Source organism: Erythrobacter westpacificensis (genome assembly GCF_039542285.1).
Lineage (GTDB): Bacteria > Pseudomonadota > Alphaproteobacteria > Sphingomonadales > Sphingomonadaceae > Alteraurantiacibacter > Alteraurantiacibacter westpacificensis.
The window spans coordinates 101,548-117,591 of the sequence record NZ_BAABHV010000027.1; the positions used below are offsets into that span (position 1 = coordinate 101,548).

At 59.1% G+C, this 16,044-nt stretch carries 15 protein-coding genes and 2 pseudogenes; 12 read left to right on the forward strand and 5 right to left on the reverse strand.

Annotation, left to right across the window (positions count from 1 at the left end):
- Positions 1-14: 14 nt before the first annotated feature.
- The 9 genes from ABFX23_RS17070 to ABFX23_RS17835 all read left to right on the forward strand — a co-directional run bounded on the left by ABFX23_RS17070 (position 15) and on the right by ABFX23_RS17835 (position 12,061).
- A complete protein-coding gene (locus ABFX23_RS17070; protein WP_219149915.1) occupies positions 15-3,278 on the forward strand; it encodes an efflux RND transporter permease subunit in 3,264 nt (1,087 codons plus the stop codon).
- A 13-nt stretch (positions 3,279-3,291) separates the two neighbouring features.
- Positions 3,292-3,717 (forward strand): hypothetical protein, encoded by a 426-nt coding sequence (locus ABFX23_RS17075; protein ID WP_224801004.1) that lies wholly within the window; start codon positions 3,292-3,294, stop codon positions 3,715-3,717.
- 116 nt (positions 3,718-3,833) lie between these two features.
- Positions 3,834-6,329, forward strand: coding sequence for a heavy metal translocating P-type ATPase (locus ABFX23_RS17080; protein WP_224801003.1), 2,496 nt, complete (start codon positions 3,834-3,836; stop codon positions 6,327-6,329).
- Positions 6,326-6,955, forward strand: a complete 630-nt coding sequence (locus tag ABFX23_RS17085; protein WP_224801002.1) for a cation efflux transmembrane domain-containing protein — start codon at positions 6,326-6,328, stop codon at positions 6,953-6,955. The genes ABFX23_RS17080 and ABFX23_RS17085 overlap by 4 nt, the downstream gene beginning before the upstream one ends.
- The gene (locus ABFX23_RS17090) at positions 6,952-7,818 is read left to right on the forward strand and encodes a hypothetical protein (RefSeq protein WP_224801001.1); all 867 of its coding nucleotides are present in this window, start codon (positions 6,952-6,954) and stop codon (positions 7,816-7,818) included. The genes ABFX23_RS17085 and ABFX23_RS17090 overlap by 4 nt, the downstream gene beginning before the upstream one ends.
- Entirely contained in the window at positions 7,818-8,771 is a 954-nt protein-coding gene (locus tag ABFX23_RS17095; RefSeq protein WP_224801000.1) for a cation diffusion facilitator family transporter, read from the forward strand. The genes ABFX23_RS17090 and ABFX23_RS17095 overlap by 1 nt, the downstream gene beginning before the upstream one ends.
- A 201-nt stretch (positions 8,772-8,972) precedes the next feature.
- On the forward strand, positions 8,973-11,207 hold the full coding sequence (locus tag ABFX23_RS17100; RefSeq protein WP_224800999.1) for a TonB-dependent receptor family protein: 2,235 nt from the start codon (positions 8,973-8,975) through the stop codon (positions 11,205-11,207).
- Positions 11,208-11,402: 195 nt separating this feature from the next.
- A complete protein-coding gene (locus ABFX23_RS17830) occupies positions 11,403-11,711 on the forward strand; it encodes a redoxin domain-containing protein (protein WP_428831680.1) in 309 nt (102 codons plus the stop codon).
- Between the two features lie 2 nt (positions 11,712-11,713).
- Entirely contained in the window at positions 11,714-12,061 is a 348-nt protein-coding gene (locus tag ABFX23_RS17835; protein ID WP_428831681.1) for a thioredoxin domain-containing protein, read from the forward strand.
- 163 nt (positions 12,062-12,224) lie between these two features.
- Here ABFX23_RS17835 and ABFX23_RS17110 read toward each other — a convergent pair whose 3' ends face one another.
- On the reverse strand, positions 12,225-12,803 hold the full coding sequence (locus tag ABFX23_RS17110) for a class I SAM-dependent methyltransferase (RefSeq protein ID WP_224800998.1): 579 nt from the start codon (positions 12,801-12,803) through the stop codon (positions 12,225-12,227).
- A gap of 8 nt (positions 12,804-12,811) precedes the next feature.
- Entirely contained in the window at positions 12,812-13,174 is a 363-nt protein-coding gene (locus tag ABFX23_RS17115) for a DUF3703 domain-containing protein (protein ID WP_010412645.1), read from the reverse strand.
- Positions 13,175-13,256: 82 nt separating this feature from the next.
- On the opposite strand from ABFX23_RS17115, the gene ABFX23_RS17120 reads away from it, so the two are divergent.
- Positions 13,257-13,643 (forward strand): MerR family transcriptional regulator, encoded by a 387-nt coding sequence (locus ABFX23_RS17120; protein ID WP_010412642.1) that lies wholly within the window; start codon positions 13,257-13,259, stop codon positions 13,641-13,643.
- Positions 13,644-13,690: 47 nt separating this feature from the next.
- Here the strand turns inward: ABFX23_RS17120 and ABFX23_RS17125 are convergent, their stop codons facing one another.
- Positions 13,691-13,957, reverse strand: a complete 267-nt coding sequence (locus ABFX23_RS17125) for an AlpA family transcriptional regulator (RefSeq protein WP_137678726.1) — start codon at positions 13,955-13,957, stop codon at positions 13,691-13,693.
- 1 nt (position 13,958) lies between these two features.
- A complete protein-coding gene (locus ABFX23_RS17130) occupies positions 13,959-14,351 on the reverse strand; it encodes a hypothetical protein (RefSeq protein WP_346034096.1) in 393 nt (130 codons plus the stop codon).
- A 432-nt stretch (positions 14,352-14,783) separates the two neighbouring features.
- Between ABFX23_RS17130 and ABFX23_RS17135 the strand changes: the two genes are divergently transcribed.
- Both ABFX23_RS17135 and traL read left to right on the forward strand, forming a co-directional pair.
- Positions 14,784-15,110 (forward strand): hypothetical protein, encoded by a 327-nt coding sequence (locus tag ABFX23_RS17135; RefSeq protein ID WP_173214078.1) that lies wholly within the window; start codon positions 14,784-14,786, stop codon positions 15,108-15,110.
- 26 nt (positions 15,111-15,136) lie between these two features.
- Positions 15,137-15,244, forward strand: a pseudogene (gene traL, locus ABFX23_RS17140) (type IV conjugative transfer system protein TraL); the annotation flags it as partial.
- On the opposite strand, the pseudogene ABFX23_RS17145 reads toward traL, so the two are convergent.
- Positions 15,241-16,044 (reverse strand): annotated as a pseudogene (locus ABFX23_RS17145) (IS3 family transposase); the annotation flags it as partial. The pseudogenes traL and ABFX23_RS17145 sit on opposite strands and share 4 nt — an antisense overlap.

Sequence of the window (16,044 nt, forward strand, 5' to 3'; positions counted from 1 at the left end):
CGCACCGCCACGGCCTGATCGGCATGATCCTCGACATGGCCGTGCGTTTTCGCTGGGCCATGGTCGTTTTGACGATCGGTGTCGCCATCTATGGCGTGATGAACCTTCTTCGGCTTCCCATTGACGCCGTACCCGACATTACGAACGTTCAGGTGCAGATCAATACCGAAGCGCCCGCCCTTTCCCCCTCCCAGGTCGAAACGCAGGTAACCTATCCGGTGGAAACCGGTCTTGCCGGGATCGATGGTCTGGAAATGACCCGTTCGATTTCGCGCAACGGGTTCAGCCAGGTTACTGCAATCTTCGAAGAAGGTACTGACATCTATTTCGCGCGGCAGCAGGTCAATGAGCGCCTGACGCCGATCACCGCTTCGCTGCCCGAAGGAGCAGAACCGGTAATGGGACCTATCTCGACCGGTCTGGGCGAAGTGCTCATGTATACGATCGAGTTCGAGCATCCGGGGGGCAAGGAAGCACCGAAGGGCAATGCGGTCGGTTGGCAGTCCGACGGAAGCTTCGTTACCGAACGCGGTGACAGGCTCGATAGCGATGTCGCTAAGGCTGCTTATCTGCGTACCATTCAGGACTGGGTGGTCGCTCCACTCATGCGGTCGGTCGATGGCGTCGCCGGTGTCGATTCCATCGGGGGTTTCCGAAAGCAATATCTCGTACAGCCCGATCCTGCTCGCATGACAGGCTACGGGCTTTCATTCGATGAGGTGATCGAAGCGCTGGAAGCCGCCAACCTTGCCGAAGGCGCGAATTTCGTCGAGCGATCAGGAGAGGCCCTGCTGGCTCGTGTCGATGCACGGCTCGGCAGTGTCGAGGACATCGAGCAAGCAGTCATATCTACACGTGAAGGCGTTCCCATTCGCGTGGGAGATGTCGCAACGGTCAGCATTGGCGGTGATCTCAGAACCGGGGCTGCATCGCTGAATGGCGACGAGGCTGTGGTTGGTACCGTCCTCATGCGGGCAGGAGAAAACAGCCGCACTGTTTCAGCCCAGGCCGCTGAGAGGCTTGATGAAGTCCGCACCTCCCTGCCGCAAGGTGTGGTAGCCGAAATCGTCTACAATCGTTCGTCTCTTGTCGATGCAACGATCGCGACCGTCGAGAAGAATCTCGTCGAGGGTGCGCTGCTGGTCATAGCCATCCTGTTCCTTTTGCTCGGCAACATACGCGCCGCAATTATCGCCGCTCTGGTTATCCCTTTTTCGATGCTGATGGCATCGATCGGCATGAACCGGCTCGGAGTGTCAGGCAATCTGATGAGTCTGGGCGCGCTTGACTTCGGTCTGATCGTCGATGGGGCCGTGATTATCGTCGAGAATAGTGTGGCACGTCTTGCGGCCAGACAGGAGCATGAGGGCCGGCTCCTGACACTTGGCGAACGGCTGACGGAAACGCGGCTTGCCGCGCAGGAGATGATCAAGCCGACTGTCTATGGTCAGGCGATTATCCTTCTGGTGTTCGCACCGTTGCTGACCTTCACCGGAGTCGAGGGCAAGACGTTCTCGCCGATGGCCATCACGGTCATGCTGGCGCTCGCGTCGGCATTCGTACTCTCGCTGACTTTCGTCCCGGCGATGATCGCGATCCTGCTGAACAAAAAACTGACGGAGAAGGAAGTCAAACCGATCCGGATGGCCAAGGAACGCTATGGGCCTCTTGTCCGCAAAGCCATCGCCCGCCCTTGGCCGGTGATCGGGGCCGGTGCCGGCATTTTTGCCGTTGCTGCTCTGGTGTTCAGTTTCCTTGGCAGCGAGTTTACGCCGCAGCTCGACGAGCGCGATATCGCGGTGCAATCATTGCGAATCCCTTCCACATCTCTCGAGCGGTCTCTGGCGATGCAGCGGCGAGTAGAAGATCGATTGGAGGAATTTCCGCAAGTGCAGCTGGTATTCTCACGTACCGGTACTGCGGAAGTGGCCAGCGACCCGATGCCGCCCAACGCCTCCGATGCGTATGTGATCCTGAAGCCGCGCGATGAATGGCCTGACCCGGATCTTTCGAAAGACGATCTGGTGGCAGAAATGGAGAGTGCTCTGGGAGGCCTGGTTGGCAATCTCTATGAGTTCAGCCAACCAATCGAACTTCGCTTCAACGAACTGATCGCTGGCGTGCGCGGCGATGTCGCGGTCAAGATCTACGGCGACGATCTGAGCGCCATGACCTCGGCAGCGAACGGGGTCGCCGGCATCTTGCGCGAGGTCGAGGGAGCTGCGGATGTCAAAGTCCAGCAGGTCACCGGGTTCCCGACGCTTGATATTGCCTTCGATCGTCCAACGATCGCTCGATATGGGCTGAAGGTCGAAGACGTCGCTCAATCCGTCGCAATTGCTTTGGGCGGGCGGCCTGCCGGACTCGTGTTTGAAGGCGATCGAAGGTTCGAGGTCGTCGTTCGGCTTTCGGATGCGACACGCGATGATTTCGATCAGCTTGGTGCATTGCCGGTGCTGCTTCCGAACGGAGCAACCATACCGCTGCGCTCGGTCGCTGAATTCCGGGTTGTGGATGGCCTTGCCGAAGTCCGCCGTGAACAGGGACGCAGGCTGGTGATCGTTTCCTCCAATGTGCGCGAGCGCGATCTTGGATCCTTCGTTGAGGAAGCGAGGGCGAATGTCGAGGCGCAGGTCGAATTGCCCGCTGCAGCCTTTATCGAGTGGGGCGGTCAATACCAGAACCTGCAAGCTGCGCAGGAACGGTTGCAGATCGTTATCCCGATCGCTTTCGCGGTTATTCTCCTGTTGCTCTATATGGCAGTCGGAGGCTGGGTTCCCGCTCTGGCTGTTTTCAGCGCGATCCCGCTCGCCCTCGCTGGCGGCATCTTCTCGCTGGCTCTGCGCGGAATGCCGTTTTCGGTTTCGGCGGCAGTCGGGTTCATCGCCCTCTCGGGCGTGGCGACCCTCAACGGTCTCGTGATGGTGACTGCAATACGCCAGCGTCTGGACAAGGGGATGGCGCTCGATGAGGCCATTGTGGAAGGCGGACTGGCGCGTTTGCGTCCAGTATTGATGACCGCTCTGGTCGCGTCGCTCGGGTTTGTCCCCATGGCGATCGCGACCGGTACCGGAGCGGAGGTTCAACGGCCTCTAGCAACGGTGGTCATTGGCGGTCTGATCACCGCCACTGCGCTCACCTTGTTCGTCCTTCCCGCGATCCTGAAGCTCGTCTTCGCCACCAGAAAGGATGACCGGACGTGGCGTCAACGCTGGTGGGACCGCCTGCGCCGCAACGTCACTCCCGAGGAACGGCAAGAGCTGCAAGAGGTTACGTGAATGGAGAGCATCAATGATTAGTAGCCAGCTCAGAGTGACTCTTGCCGGCGCCCTGATACTTTCAAGTGTTCCAGCATCGGCGCAGGATCAGAGCACGCTTGTTCCGATCGCCGGTGTCTGGAGCCTTGGTGAAACGCGGTCTTGTGATAGCGGACCGGCCTGGGTGTTTTTCGCAGATGGCTATTATGCCGAAGTGCAGCTTCCGGACGGTGCCCCCGCCGCCGTCGGAATTTGGCGAGACGAGGGCGATGCCATCGCTTACACCCACGCGCACATGCCATTCGAAGGTCATGAACGGCCGATGCGGGTTCGTCATCTTACCATCGAAGAGCGCACCGCCGAAAAACTGACAACCCGCAGTTATCGCGGTGTCACGCGCACGTTTCACCGCTGTCCAGCGAATTCTCTGAAAGTGCCGGCAGGTCAGGACGCACATTGACGCTTTCGTTACGCAATATGCGGGCTTCGCTAGTCCCTTTTAGGGTTTCGCGAACCTGCAAGCTTACGGGTCTGCGGCACCGGGAGCGGTCAATTTCCAATGGGAAGCAATAGGCAATGACGCGAACCATCGAACTCGAAGTCTCACCGCTCCTTCCCGACCTCCCGAGCGAAACAGACCATTGCATCGCTCGCTTGCAGTCTTTGCTCAACTCGCGGATCGGCGTGCACGAGGTCACGATATTGCCGGGCGAGAAAAATGCATCCGCTCGACTAGCGATATCATACGATGCCGATCGCCTGACTGTCCCCCGCATCAAGGAGTTGGCCCATGTGGCCGGAGCGGAAATCTCCGAACGCTACGGACACGTTGTCTGGCAAGCCGATGGCATCAATTCCACCCGCCGTGCCCAAACGGTCGCGGACCTGCTGGCGAGCAAACCCGGTATCCTCGAAGCAAATGCTGATGCGAGCGGGAGGTTCGTTGCCGAATACGACCGTCAGCTAACCGATGAGCCTACGATTGCTGGCGAGCTCAAGAACCTCGGCGTGTCGGTTCTGGCGGGCGATGTCGTCAGGAACGCCGAGCACTCCTCCAAAGACCATAGTCACGATGATGAAGATCATGCCGGACACAGTCATGGCGGAATCTTCGGCGCGAACACCGAACTCTATTTCTCGCTCGCCTCGGGCGCATTTCTCGCGACCGGGTTCGGGATTGAGAAACTATGGTCTGGGCATCCCGGATGGCTGCCATTCGCATGCTATCTCGCGGCGTATTTCTTTGGCGGATTCTTTACCGTCCGAGAGGCGTGGGACAATTTGCGCCTGCGCCGGTTTGAAATCGACAGCCTCATGCTTGTCGCCGCTGCAGGCGCCGCCTTTCTCGGGGAATGGGCCGAAGGCGCGCTATTGCTGTTTCTGTTCAGTTTCGGCCACGCGCTCGAACACTACGCGATGGGGCGCGCTAAGAGGGCGATCGAGGCGCTCGCCGAGCTCGCGCCGGAAACGGCACGAGTAAAACGTGGGGATGACGTCGTTGAGGTTCCGGTCGAGGAGCTGGCGCTAGGCGACGTGGTAATCGTGCGTCCGAACGAACGCCTTCCGGCTGACGGTTTCATCCTGGACGGCGTCAGTGCCATCAATCAGGCTCCGGTGACCGGTGAAAGCGTGCCGGTCGACAAGAGCGCGGTTTCGAATGTCGCTTCTGCGCGCGCAAATCCTGACAATCTTGCGGATGACAATCGCGTCTTTGCGGGGACGATCAACGGATCGGGCGCGCTCGAAGTGGAAGTGACCCGGCGATCGAGCGATACGACCCTCGCCAAGGTCGTCCAAATGGTGAGCGAAGCCGAGGCTCAGCAATCTCCTACCCAGCGTTTCACGCAGCGCTTTGAGCGAATTTTTGTGCCCGCCGTGCTCGCTCTGGCCGGCCTGCTCCTTTTCGCCTGGGTTGTCATCGACGAGCCGTTCCGCGACAGTTTTTACCGGGCGATGGCGGTGCTTGTGGCTGCCAGCCCCTGCGCTTTGGCGATCGCGACCCCGAGCGCGGTCTTGTCCGGAGTGGCCAGAGCAGCACGCAGCGGCATTCTGGTAAAGGGCGGCGCGCCGCTCGAGGATCTCGGTGCGCTCAAAGCCATCGCTTTCGACAAGACCGGTACGCTTACAAAAGGTGAGCCCCGGATTACCGATGTTGTGGCAGCGCCCGGCGTGGCGGAACGAGAGTTGCTTGCGATTGCGTCCGCCGCCGAAAGCCTGAGCGATCATCCTCTGGCACAGGCGATCGTCAAGGATGGCCGCGAGCAGCTCGGCGATGAGACACTGCCCAAAGCGCGCGATCTTGAAAGCTTCACAGGCAAGGGCATCACCGCAATTGTTGGCGGTGAGCGGGTGTGGATCGGCAAGCTCGAGATGTTTGGCCAAGACGGCGTTCCTTCGCTCAGTGAGGGCCTGTCGGGAGAAATCGAGGCCATGCGCGAGCGCGGGCGGACAACAATGGGCGTTCGCTCGGAAACGCGCGATCTTGGAGCGATCGGTTTGCTCGACACGCCGCGGGCGGCAGCAAAGGCGACGCTCGAAGCGTTACGCGGCCTCGGGATCACCCGAATGATCATGATCTCGGGTGACGATCAAAGAGTGGCCGATGCGGTTGGAAAGGATGTCGGCCTCGACGAGGCCTGGGGCAATCTCATGCCCGACGACAAGGTCGAGGCCATCCGCAAGCTTGCCGGTCAGGACAAGGTTGCGATGGTCGGAGACGGGGTCAACGATGCTCCGGCTATGGCGAATGCCACCGTCGGGATTGCAATGGGTGCCGCAGGCTCGGATGTCGCGCTGGAGACAGCCGATGTCGCCCTTATGGCAGATGATCTTGCCCGGCTGCCTTTCGCCGTCGATCTGAGCCGGCAGACCCGCTCGATCATCCGGCAGAACATGATCGTCAGTCTCGGAATTGTCGCTGTGCTTATCCCGGCGACCATTTTCGGTCTCGGGATAGGCCCCGCTGTCGCGGTTCACGAAGGTTCGACATTGATCGTGGTCGCCAACGCGCTCCGGCTTCTGGCGTATAAAGAGAAGAGCGGTGCAAAGGCGATAATGGAGACGCAAGCATGAGCGGCGATGATAACTTCAATCTGGATACGTCTGACAAGCGCCGCACATTATGGATCGTCTTATGGCTTAACGTCGCGATTGCGGTCGGGTTTTTCGTCATGGGCTACTTTGGCGACTCGAATGCGCTGCTGGCCAACGGACTCGACAATTCGTCGGACGCGCTTGTCTACGCTCTCAGTCTCCTTGCGCTGAGTCGACCGCGCTCTTGGAAGCGAGGCGCAGCGCGCTTTTCTGGCGTCATGCTTTTGATCTTTGCCGGCGGAGTGATTGCTGATGCCGTTAGGCGGTTTGTTGAAGGTTCTGAGCCGGGTGGCATCCTGATGATCGCGATGGCTGCCGTCGCGGGCATAGTGAACCTCTATTGCCTTCGCCTGTTGCAAAAGATGCAGAACAAGGACGTCAACATGCGGGCCGCCACCACATTCAGCTTCAATGACTTCATTTCGAACGGCGGGATTATCATCGCTGGCGTCATCGTTATGATCACAGGCGCGAACTGGCCGGACCTTGTGGTCGGCGTCGCTGTGGCTGGCATAGCTCTTTACGGCGGGATCGATATCCTGCGCGACGCGCACAGTGACAAGCACGACGAGGCGGGAACGGTTCATGGCGAAACACGGGAATGAGCCTCGTCCACGAGATATTTGCAACTGAGGATTTGTCGGCGATCCTGACCTTGGCGATGCTGGCAAGCCTCGGCCTGGGTGCTGGCGTTGTCTGGGAAGAAAAGCACGGGCCTACCCCGAACGGAAATGGGTTCGCGGCGGCCGTCCACTCTGGCGCCCTTGCCGCACTTGCGCTTGTTTTGACCGGTCCTGCAGTTGGACAAGCAAGGGGTGACTTCATAGACGCAGCCCTGCTCCCCGCTGGCGGGACTCTCTATCTTCTGGCGGTGCTGATCGGAGGCTGGGCTTCGCATCGCGACTCAGTTGGAACCCTGTCCGACGCCGTGGGAAGACGCGGGCCGAAGATGACCATTGCGCTTCAAGGCGGTATTGCGCTGGGGTTTGGTGGCATCGCTCTGGGTGCAGCAGCAGCCGTGTCTGTCTTCGCCGGTTTCGCAGCAACACTAGGGGTTGGAATCACCTTTTTCCTGGTGGGGCGAAAGACAACAGCCGGATTTCGCGACAGCGCGATGAAACGCATGGATCGTCTGGCGATCCATGTTTTTCTGTCACTCGCCTTTGTTGCCGCAGCGGTAGCCGGGTTTTGGCTTCTCCACGGCATGAGCGAAACAGCCGACGCGCGGTTGGCAATTCTACTCGCAGGATACTTTCTTATCTGGTCGGTTCATTTTTTGCTGCAAATCCCGGGCAGACTGGGAGGTTTGAATTTGGCAGCACTCGCGGCCTTCATCTCCGGGCTTGCGATGTTCGGAATGATTGCAGTCGGATTTAACGCCGCGATCGGAGCAATCGATAATTCCGATGCGATCCTTCAGCATCCGGATACCGCCGGCAACGAAATCGTAAATAGCGGAGAGAAGTGATGGCGCACTCGCACGATCATGCTGGCCACAGTCACGGCGAGGAAAACCTTAGCGATCGTCAGCTGATCCTCGCGGTCGCGATCAATGTCCTCCTGACCCTTGCCCAGATCGTCGGCGGCATCCTTTCGGGGTCACTGGCGCTTATCGCGGATGCATTGCACAACTTCAGCGATGCGGCCTCTCTTGGTCTTGCATGGTTTGCGCGGCGCATAGGCCGGCGGCCGGCGGACAAGCTGATGACCTTCGGCTACGCCCAGGGAGAAGTCGTCGCCGCGCTCATCAATCTGACGACCTTGCTGATCATCGGATTCTATCTGATCGTTGAGGCGATCAACCGTTTCGCCGCGCCGCAGCCGGTCGAAGGCTGGACCGTGATCTGGGTTGCCGGGATCGCACTTGTCATCGATCTCGTCACCGCATTCATTGTCTATCGCGGCGCGCATGACAGCATTAACATGAAGGCTGCCTTCCTGCATAATGTTTCGGACGCGCTGGCCTCGATCGGTGTGATCGTCGCCGGAGTGCTAATCATTCTATACGATCTCGTCGTCGCCGATCTCATCATCACTCTCATCATCGCGGCCTATGTCATCTGGCAGGGCGCGACGCTCCTACCGCGAACCGTTCGTCTGCTGATGGGAGCAGTGCCGGACGAGGTGGAATTTGATCAGATGGTTGAAAACCTGCGCGCGCTTGGCGGCGTGCAGGATATTCACCACGTCCATGTCTGGAATCTGGGAGAACATCACCGGGCGCTCGAAGCCCATCTCACTCTTGTTGATTACTCCCAAACAGCATTCGAGGGAGTCAAGCGACGCGCGCGGGCGATGCTGGAAAAGGATTTCGGCATCGCACATGCCACTTTCGAGCCCTGCCTCGCTACGGACTGCGATGATGCGCTGATCCCTGCCCACCCGGCACCCAACAACGGGAAAGACACGGCCGGTGATTAAGCTTTCGCTGGCCTGTTCCTGCCCGACCGTTCGCAGACCCTGAGCCCTCATCGCGCGCCGGTCACGGACGGTATTGCAGTCCGGAACCGATGCACCGCGAGCCGCCCTAACCCGATATGGGCATAAAAGCCTACTACTGCTATTGCGAATACGTCTCAATAGCAGTAGTAGGCTGGTAAATGTCTCGAAAGGATTCTTCACATGTATCGCGCTACCGCCTCGCTCATAGCAATTGCACTGGCCGCCCCTGCTTACGCCAATGAAAAAGACCCGACCGATGAGCGGCAATCGCAGGACGGGATAGCAAACCCAAGCGAATCGATTATCGTGATTGGCGGTCGCATCGATGCGTATGAAGTGGCCGGTGCGGCGGACCTAATCGATGGCGAGGAACTGAGCGAATTCGAGCATGGTGACGTCAACCGTGTCCTGCGCCAGGTGCCGGGGGTCAACATTCAGGAAGAGGACAGTTTCGGGCTATTCCCGAATATTGGCTTGCGCGGCGCGCCGGTCGAACGGTCGAGCAACATCACCTTGATGGAAGATGGCGTTCTTATTGCCCCTGCCCCCTACGCCGCTCCGGCCGCGTATTACTTCCCTGCGATCGGTCGAATGGATGCAGTCGAAGTGATCAAGGGCGCGGGCTCGGTACGCTATGGTCCTCGCACGATCGGCGGGGCCATCAATTTCCGATCGACTCCGATACCGACCGAGAGCCTTGCTGGCGAAGCCTCCGGACAGCTTGGTTCTCGCGGCTATTATCAAGGTCATGGCTGGATTGGCGCTAGCGCCGGCAATTTCGGGGCGCTGGTGGAAAGCTATCAGCAAGGCAGTGACGGGTTCAAGACGATAGATGGGCTTCCCGGCGCTGAGACCGGTTTTCAACGTCAGGACTATCGCGCCCGCTTCGCCGTCCACACCAGCCCAGATTCGCCGGTCGATGCGCGCCTCGAGTTCGCCTATGGTCGATCAGAACTTGAGGCGAACGAAACCTATTTGGGCCTCGCCGACGCGGATTTCGCGAGCGATCCGTACCGGCGCTATTCGGCCAGCCAACGCGACGTTTTCACGGGCGAGCACGATCAATATCGGCTCACCGGCACCCTCCGGTTGCCCGACGACACGCAGTTCGCGGTTACCCTATATCGCAACGATTTCACACGAAGTTGGTCGAAGCTACAGGACATCGATTTCGATGGTGATGGCAGCTTTGATGCCATCCAACCCGTTTTCGATGCTCCCTCCTCAAACGAGAGAGGCCTCGCAATCCTGCGAGGCGCAGACAGCGCTGAAGGTGCCCTTCGCATTCGCAACAACAACCGCGTCTATCGGAGCGAAGGCGTCCAGCTTTCGTTCGAAAGACCTTTCGAGACCGGCGAGGTCAGGCACAACCTGGCTGCGTCGCTCCGGTATCACGAGGATGAAGAAGACCGGTTGCAGAATGAGGAATTCTATACGCAAACGGATGGAGATCTCGTTTTCGTCCGGCAGACGGCTCCGGGCGCTCAAGCCAATCGCGAGGCGAAGGCGAAGGCGATCGCTTTCTATCTGGAGGACCGGATCGAGATCGGCGGGCTTACTCTGACACCCGGCATTCGGTACGAAGGCATCGACCTTACCCGACTGGACTATGATCGAGCCGACCCCGCTCGTCTCGATGGACCTTCGCGCATACGTAAGACCAACATTGACGAATGGCTTCCCGCACTCGGTGCAACCTATGCACTGGGAGACGTGCTGTTGATTGCAGGCGCTTCGCGCGGTTTTTCTCCCCCCGGGCCAGGAAATCCGGAGGCGCGAGCCGAGAAAAGCTGGAACTATGAATTTGGTGGGCGTTTTCGGAATGGCGCCATTCAAGCTTCCGCGATTGCGTTTTATTCCGACTATTCCAATCTGCTCGGAAACTGCACACAATCCGTGGGGTGTAGCGTCGGGGATATTGGCGACCAGTTCAATGCTGGGGCCGTCTCCGTAAAGGGGTTGGAGCTGGCAGCTTCGACGGAGCATCAAGTGGGTAGGGAAATTTCAATTCCCTTCTCGGTGGTTTACACGCTCACCGACGCGCAATTCGAAAGCAGTTTCGAGAGTGCGTTCTTCGGTTCCGTGTCCCAGGGCGACGCACTCCCCTACATCGCTCGCCACCAATTCTATGCCGAAACGGGGCTCGCATTTGGACCGGCATCCTTGCTCGTGAGCGCCAATTACACATCGCAAGTACGCACCGAAGCAGGTAGCGGGGATATTTCGCCCGATGAGCGTATTGACGAAAGGATTGTCTTTGATCTCGCCGGCCGGTTTGCGCTGACGGAAGGTCTCTCTTTGTTTGCCAGAGTGGATAATCTGTTCGACAATGCTTATGCTGTAGCGCGTCGGCCTTCGGGTTTGAGACCGGGGGCTCCCCGGCGCTTCGTAGCAGGCGCTAGCGTGCGCTTCTGAGTATCTACGCCGGCCGATGATCGCGCAATCTTGTAGGAGGCGGGAGCGCCAGTGAGCATTTCCGCCCCACTAAATGCAGGTGAGGTCGAGACTCACGCAATCGATTGCGTCGACATTCGACGTGCCGCAGGCCACACACCCGCCAAAATATGAGGACGGCGGACACCTCCCCTCACGACAAATAGGATTATGCACATGACCCTCTCCATTGGCTCGACAGCCCCCGATTTCACAGCGGAAACGACCCAAGGCACCATCACCTTCCATGATTGGATGGGCGACAATTGGGCTATCCTGTTTTCTCATCCAAAGGCATTTACCCCGGTTTGTACGACCGAGCTGGGTTACATGGCCGGTCTCGGCGAGGAATTTGCCAAACGCGACACCAAGATTCTCGGCCTGTCGGTCGACAGCAGCCAAGACAATCGCGACTGGCTACCCGATATCGAGGCGCGGTCAGCGGCAATAAAGTCGATTACCCGGTGGTCGGCGACAGCGACCTGAAGGTGGCCAAACTCTACAATATGTTGCCCGCCGAGGAGACTGGCAGTGCGGAGCAAAGAACCGCAGCCGACAATGCTACCGTTCGCGCCGTCTATATCTTTGGCCCGGACAAAAAAATCCGTGCGATGCTACTTTATCCGATGAGCAGCGGACGCAATTTCGAAGAAGTGCTTCGATTGCTCGATTCAGTCCAGCTCACCGAAAGTAAAGGCGTGGCAACCCCGGTCAATTGGCAGAGTGGGGATGACGTCATCATTCCACCGTCTGTTTCCGATAAAGAAGCGAAAGCGCGCTTCCCGCAAGGTTTCACAACGCTGCGCCCCTATCTGCGCACGGTTAAAATCGACTGACCAGCGCAAGCGGATGTGGTGTATTTGGGCTCGAACTCAACAGGGGAACCCGCATGAAGCTAGACAAAAGCAGTCACGCAACTGCGGCTTCCGCCGCATTACGATTTGGCACCGACGAATTCGTAAGCGCATCCTGCCAGAAACTCGCGGAAATGGAGTTCGTTCAGCTCTCGGCGGGCTGGTAGCCACGGGCGGAATTCTTCGTATCGCGCGAGACGCCGAACGGTTTCGTAGCGAATATTCCGATTTCAATCAGCCATCGCGGCCAGCGCTCGGGGTGTTTCAGGCCAAGCAGGGCCATCCGGCCACCCGTCGGGAGAGCAGCCGAGGCGCGCTCGATGATCCCAGCGTAATCAGGTGGCATTTCCAGTCCAAAGGTGCTGATGACTGCGCTGGTCTCGCTCGGAAAGCGGAAGGCGGCTACGTCTGACTGCACAAATTCGACATTGCTAGCTCGCAGGCGCTTCGCTCGTCGACGGGCTTGGTCGAGCATGCCTTGCGAAAGGTCGACCAGCGTCACCTTGCCGCTTGGTCCTACTCTCTCAAGCAGAAACGCGAGGTTTGCGCCGGTGCCAGCACATAGATCGATCACATGGTCACCGGCGTTGAGTTCAAGCCGGTTAACCAGATCGCGTCGCCAGCGACCAAGACCGGCCCACCGAAACCCCGACACCAATCGGTCATAGATTCCCGCGTTCTTGTCGTAGAGACGTTCAACCTGTTCGTTGGATAGAATTGCCATGGCGCGTGCTAGCGAACCTCGTCCGAAGAGATGGTGAAAACCTCCGCGAGGTCGTCCGGGTATGGCATTGGCGCGAATGCGCTCACGTTTGCGCGTCCGGTATTGCCCCAGGGGAGCCGTCCGGTGAGATTACCAAGGGGAGCGAGCGCAAGACGTATGACCTGCCCCAGAACTTCGCGGCCATCGCGGGTTTCAACTGCATAGCCCAGCATCGTCATATGTGAACGAAGGTGCGGCCCGAAGAAGCCCTGGCCCAGAATATGTTCCCGCTCGAGCGCGGTCCAAGCCAAAGCCCGGTCACCAGACTGCCTGGCGGCACGGAAAACGCGCCGCTCAGCTTCGATAAGTTCAATAATGTCCTTCTTTGCCACAGGATTTTACCGTTCTGCTTGCATCTTCGAATCGTCTTATGCACCTTGTAGTGGCTACAAGGTCAAGCATTGCGAGAAACCCATGAAGATTGGTGCCTTGGCGCGGAAGACCGGCACGACCGCCGAAACGATCCGCTACTACGAACGGACCGGATTGCTGGAGGAACCACCACGCACCGCCGGAAACTACCGGGACTATGGCCCGACCGAATTGGCCAGATTGCGGTTTATCCGCCGCGCACGCGACCTTGGCTTCACCATGGCGGAGGTGCGCCAATTGCTTTCTTTGTCGGATGATCCATCGCAATCGTGCGAAGCCGTGGACTCTATTGCCAGCCTCCACCTACGCGAAGTGGATCGGAAGCTTGGTGACTTGCGAAAACTGCGAACCGAACTGCGCCATATGGTCGACGACTGCCAGCACGGAGCGGTTGGCGAATGCCGGATAATCGAAGTGCTTTCCGGCTAGCGGGACAGCGCGCGTTTATTCGAGCGGTGACGGGACGCAAACCATGATCATCTCGAAATTCGGGGCGTGTTCTGACATATCTCGTCGGTGCGTTCGACAACAGAACCGATCCAGTCATCGATCTCGGCTTCGACCCAAACCGTGCAACGGGGACCGAGCGAACGCGACTTTGGAAAACGGCCTTCGCGCATCCGCTGATAGATTGCCGTTCGGCGCAGGCCCACGCGCGCCATGACCTCGGGAAGACGAATGAGCCGGTCTGGCGGTGGCTCGACAGGAACGGCTTCCGCGTCCGTTTCGAGACCAGTCGTCATTTCAGAGAGCGAAGCTTTGTTCATCCTGCCGCTCCAGTTGCGCGAGGTGATCCGACAGGAGACCGGCGGTGCGGTGCGCGGTCCCCTTTGCCCAGCGCGGTCTCACATCGAGCAGCCTTTCGCCCAGCGCTTGATCCAAAGCAGACGGCAACTCGCTTATGAAGGTTTCAAGAAATTCCAGCACGCCGCTATTCTGCCAATCCTTGCTACGCTGCGAGTACCCCGCGAGTGCCAGCATCAGGGAGGTGCGCGGCGCGTGTCCGCTCGCGTCAAGGATGGCCAGCGCCTCTGGCAGTGTGGCTGACCTTGTCCCGGCGAGGATGCGTCGGAGCGCGTCCTTGTTGATATTCGTTTGTGCGGCAATCGTCCGCCGGGACTTGCCACTTTCGTCCACGGCATGGTCGAGGAAAGCGGCGACTCCTCGCGATAGTTCTTCCCATTTGTCGTTTGTGTTTCGCGCCATTGTTCCTGCTTCCGGTGATCTTCAGCGAATCACCAACAGGCTAGGCGACGCGTCAAACTGTAGGAAAGGAAAAAGAACAAATAAGGAACACGTAGGAAACTGGCTCATCGTCACACGATTTGATTCGCGCAGATTCCGGTCCCTCGATCTCAGACTTCGGTATGGGTGGCGCAATGATCGGTATTCTTGGCCGCAATGTCTGCACCGGTCGCGCAAAGCCTGGTCAGATTGCCCAGAATCGACGATTTCTCTTGGTCGGAATGCCGCGTGCGGCAGTTTCCGTTTTCCTACACCCTGCCTTCCAATCGAGGAAAGAACATACAGCGAACGCATCGCTGCCAATGTTCGAAACGGAGTTCCTCGATGAACAATGCAATCACCCTTCCCCGCCCATCCGTTAAAGGCATTCGTGCCCGCGACTATATTCTTCCGGCCGCGATTGCGCTCGCCTGCGCCGGTGCCGCCTATGCCGGTGCCGACACGACCTTTGATCCGGCGCTGCAGAAGTTCACTGACTTCCTCGAAGGTTCGGGCGGCAAGATCATCACCGTCCTCAGCCTTGCCGGCGGTTTGATCGCGCTCGCCTCGGGCCGCTTCGCCCTTGGGCAGGTCGCGGTCCCGGTCGGTGTCGGAATTGGCGTCGGCACAGGCGTGCCGATCGTCACCTCGGTCGTGACCGCAACCATTTGATCGCGGTCTAACGACGGGAGGGCGGCATGGCCGACAGATACCTCGTTCCACGGCGGCTCGACGACCCGGAGCTCATCGGCTTCTGGACCATCGACGAGTTTGCGGGACTGCTCGTCCCCTTCGCGTGGGGCATCCCGTTTCTCACATGCTTGCGTATCGGGTTGTAGAACATCTCGATGTAATCGAACACATCCTGTCTGGCCTCGTCTCGTGAGCGATAGGTCCGCCGCCGGACGCGTTCGCGTTTGAGCAGGTTGAAGAAGCTCTCGACCACTGCGTTGTCATGGCAGTTGCCACGGCGGCTCATCGAGTGCTCCAGATTGTGGGCCTTCAGGAAGGACGCCCAGTCTATGCTGGTGAACTGCGATCCCTGATCCGAGTGGATCAGAACCTTCCCCTTTGGCTTCCTGCGCCACACAGCCATCAGCAATGCCTGCAGGACCAGGTCGGTGGTCTGGCGGTTCTGCATCGACCAGCCCACCACGCGGCGGGAGTAAAGGTCGATCACCACCGCCAGATAGGCAAAGCCTTCCTGTGTTCTTATGTAGGTGATGTCGGTCACCCATGTCTTGTCGGGTGCCGCGACATCGAACTGGCGGGCCAGCGTGTTGTCGACCACCCTAGATGGCTTGCCGCCATAGCTGCCCGGCCTGCGCTTGTAGCCGATCCTCGCTCTAATACCCGCCAGACTGGCGAGACGCGCCACGCGGTTCGGACAGCAGGTCTCGCCCTGATCGAGCAGATCATCGTGCAGCTTGCGGTAGCCATAGACCTTGCCGCTGTCTTCCCACACCTGCCGGAGTAGCTCGGTCTGCCGAGCATCTTCCTTCGCCCGTCTGCTCAACGGGTTCTTCACCCAGGCGTAGAAGCCGCTGGGCTGGATGCGAAGACACCGGCACATCGCACGCACCGAGAACAGCGCGCGATGCTCGGC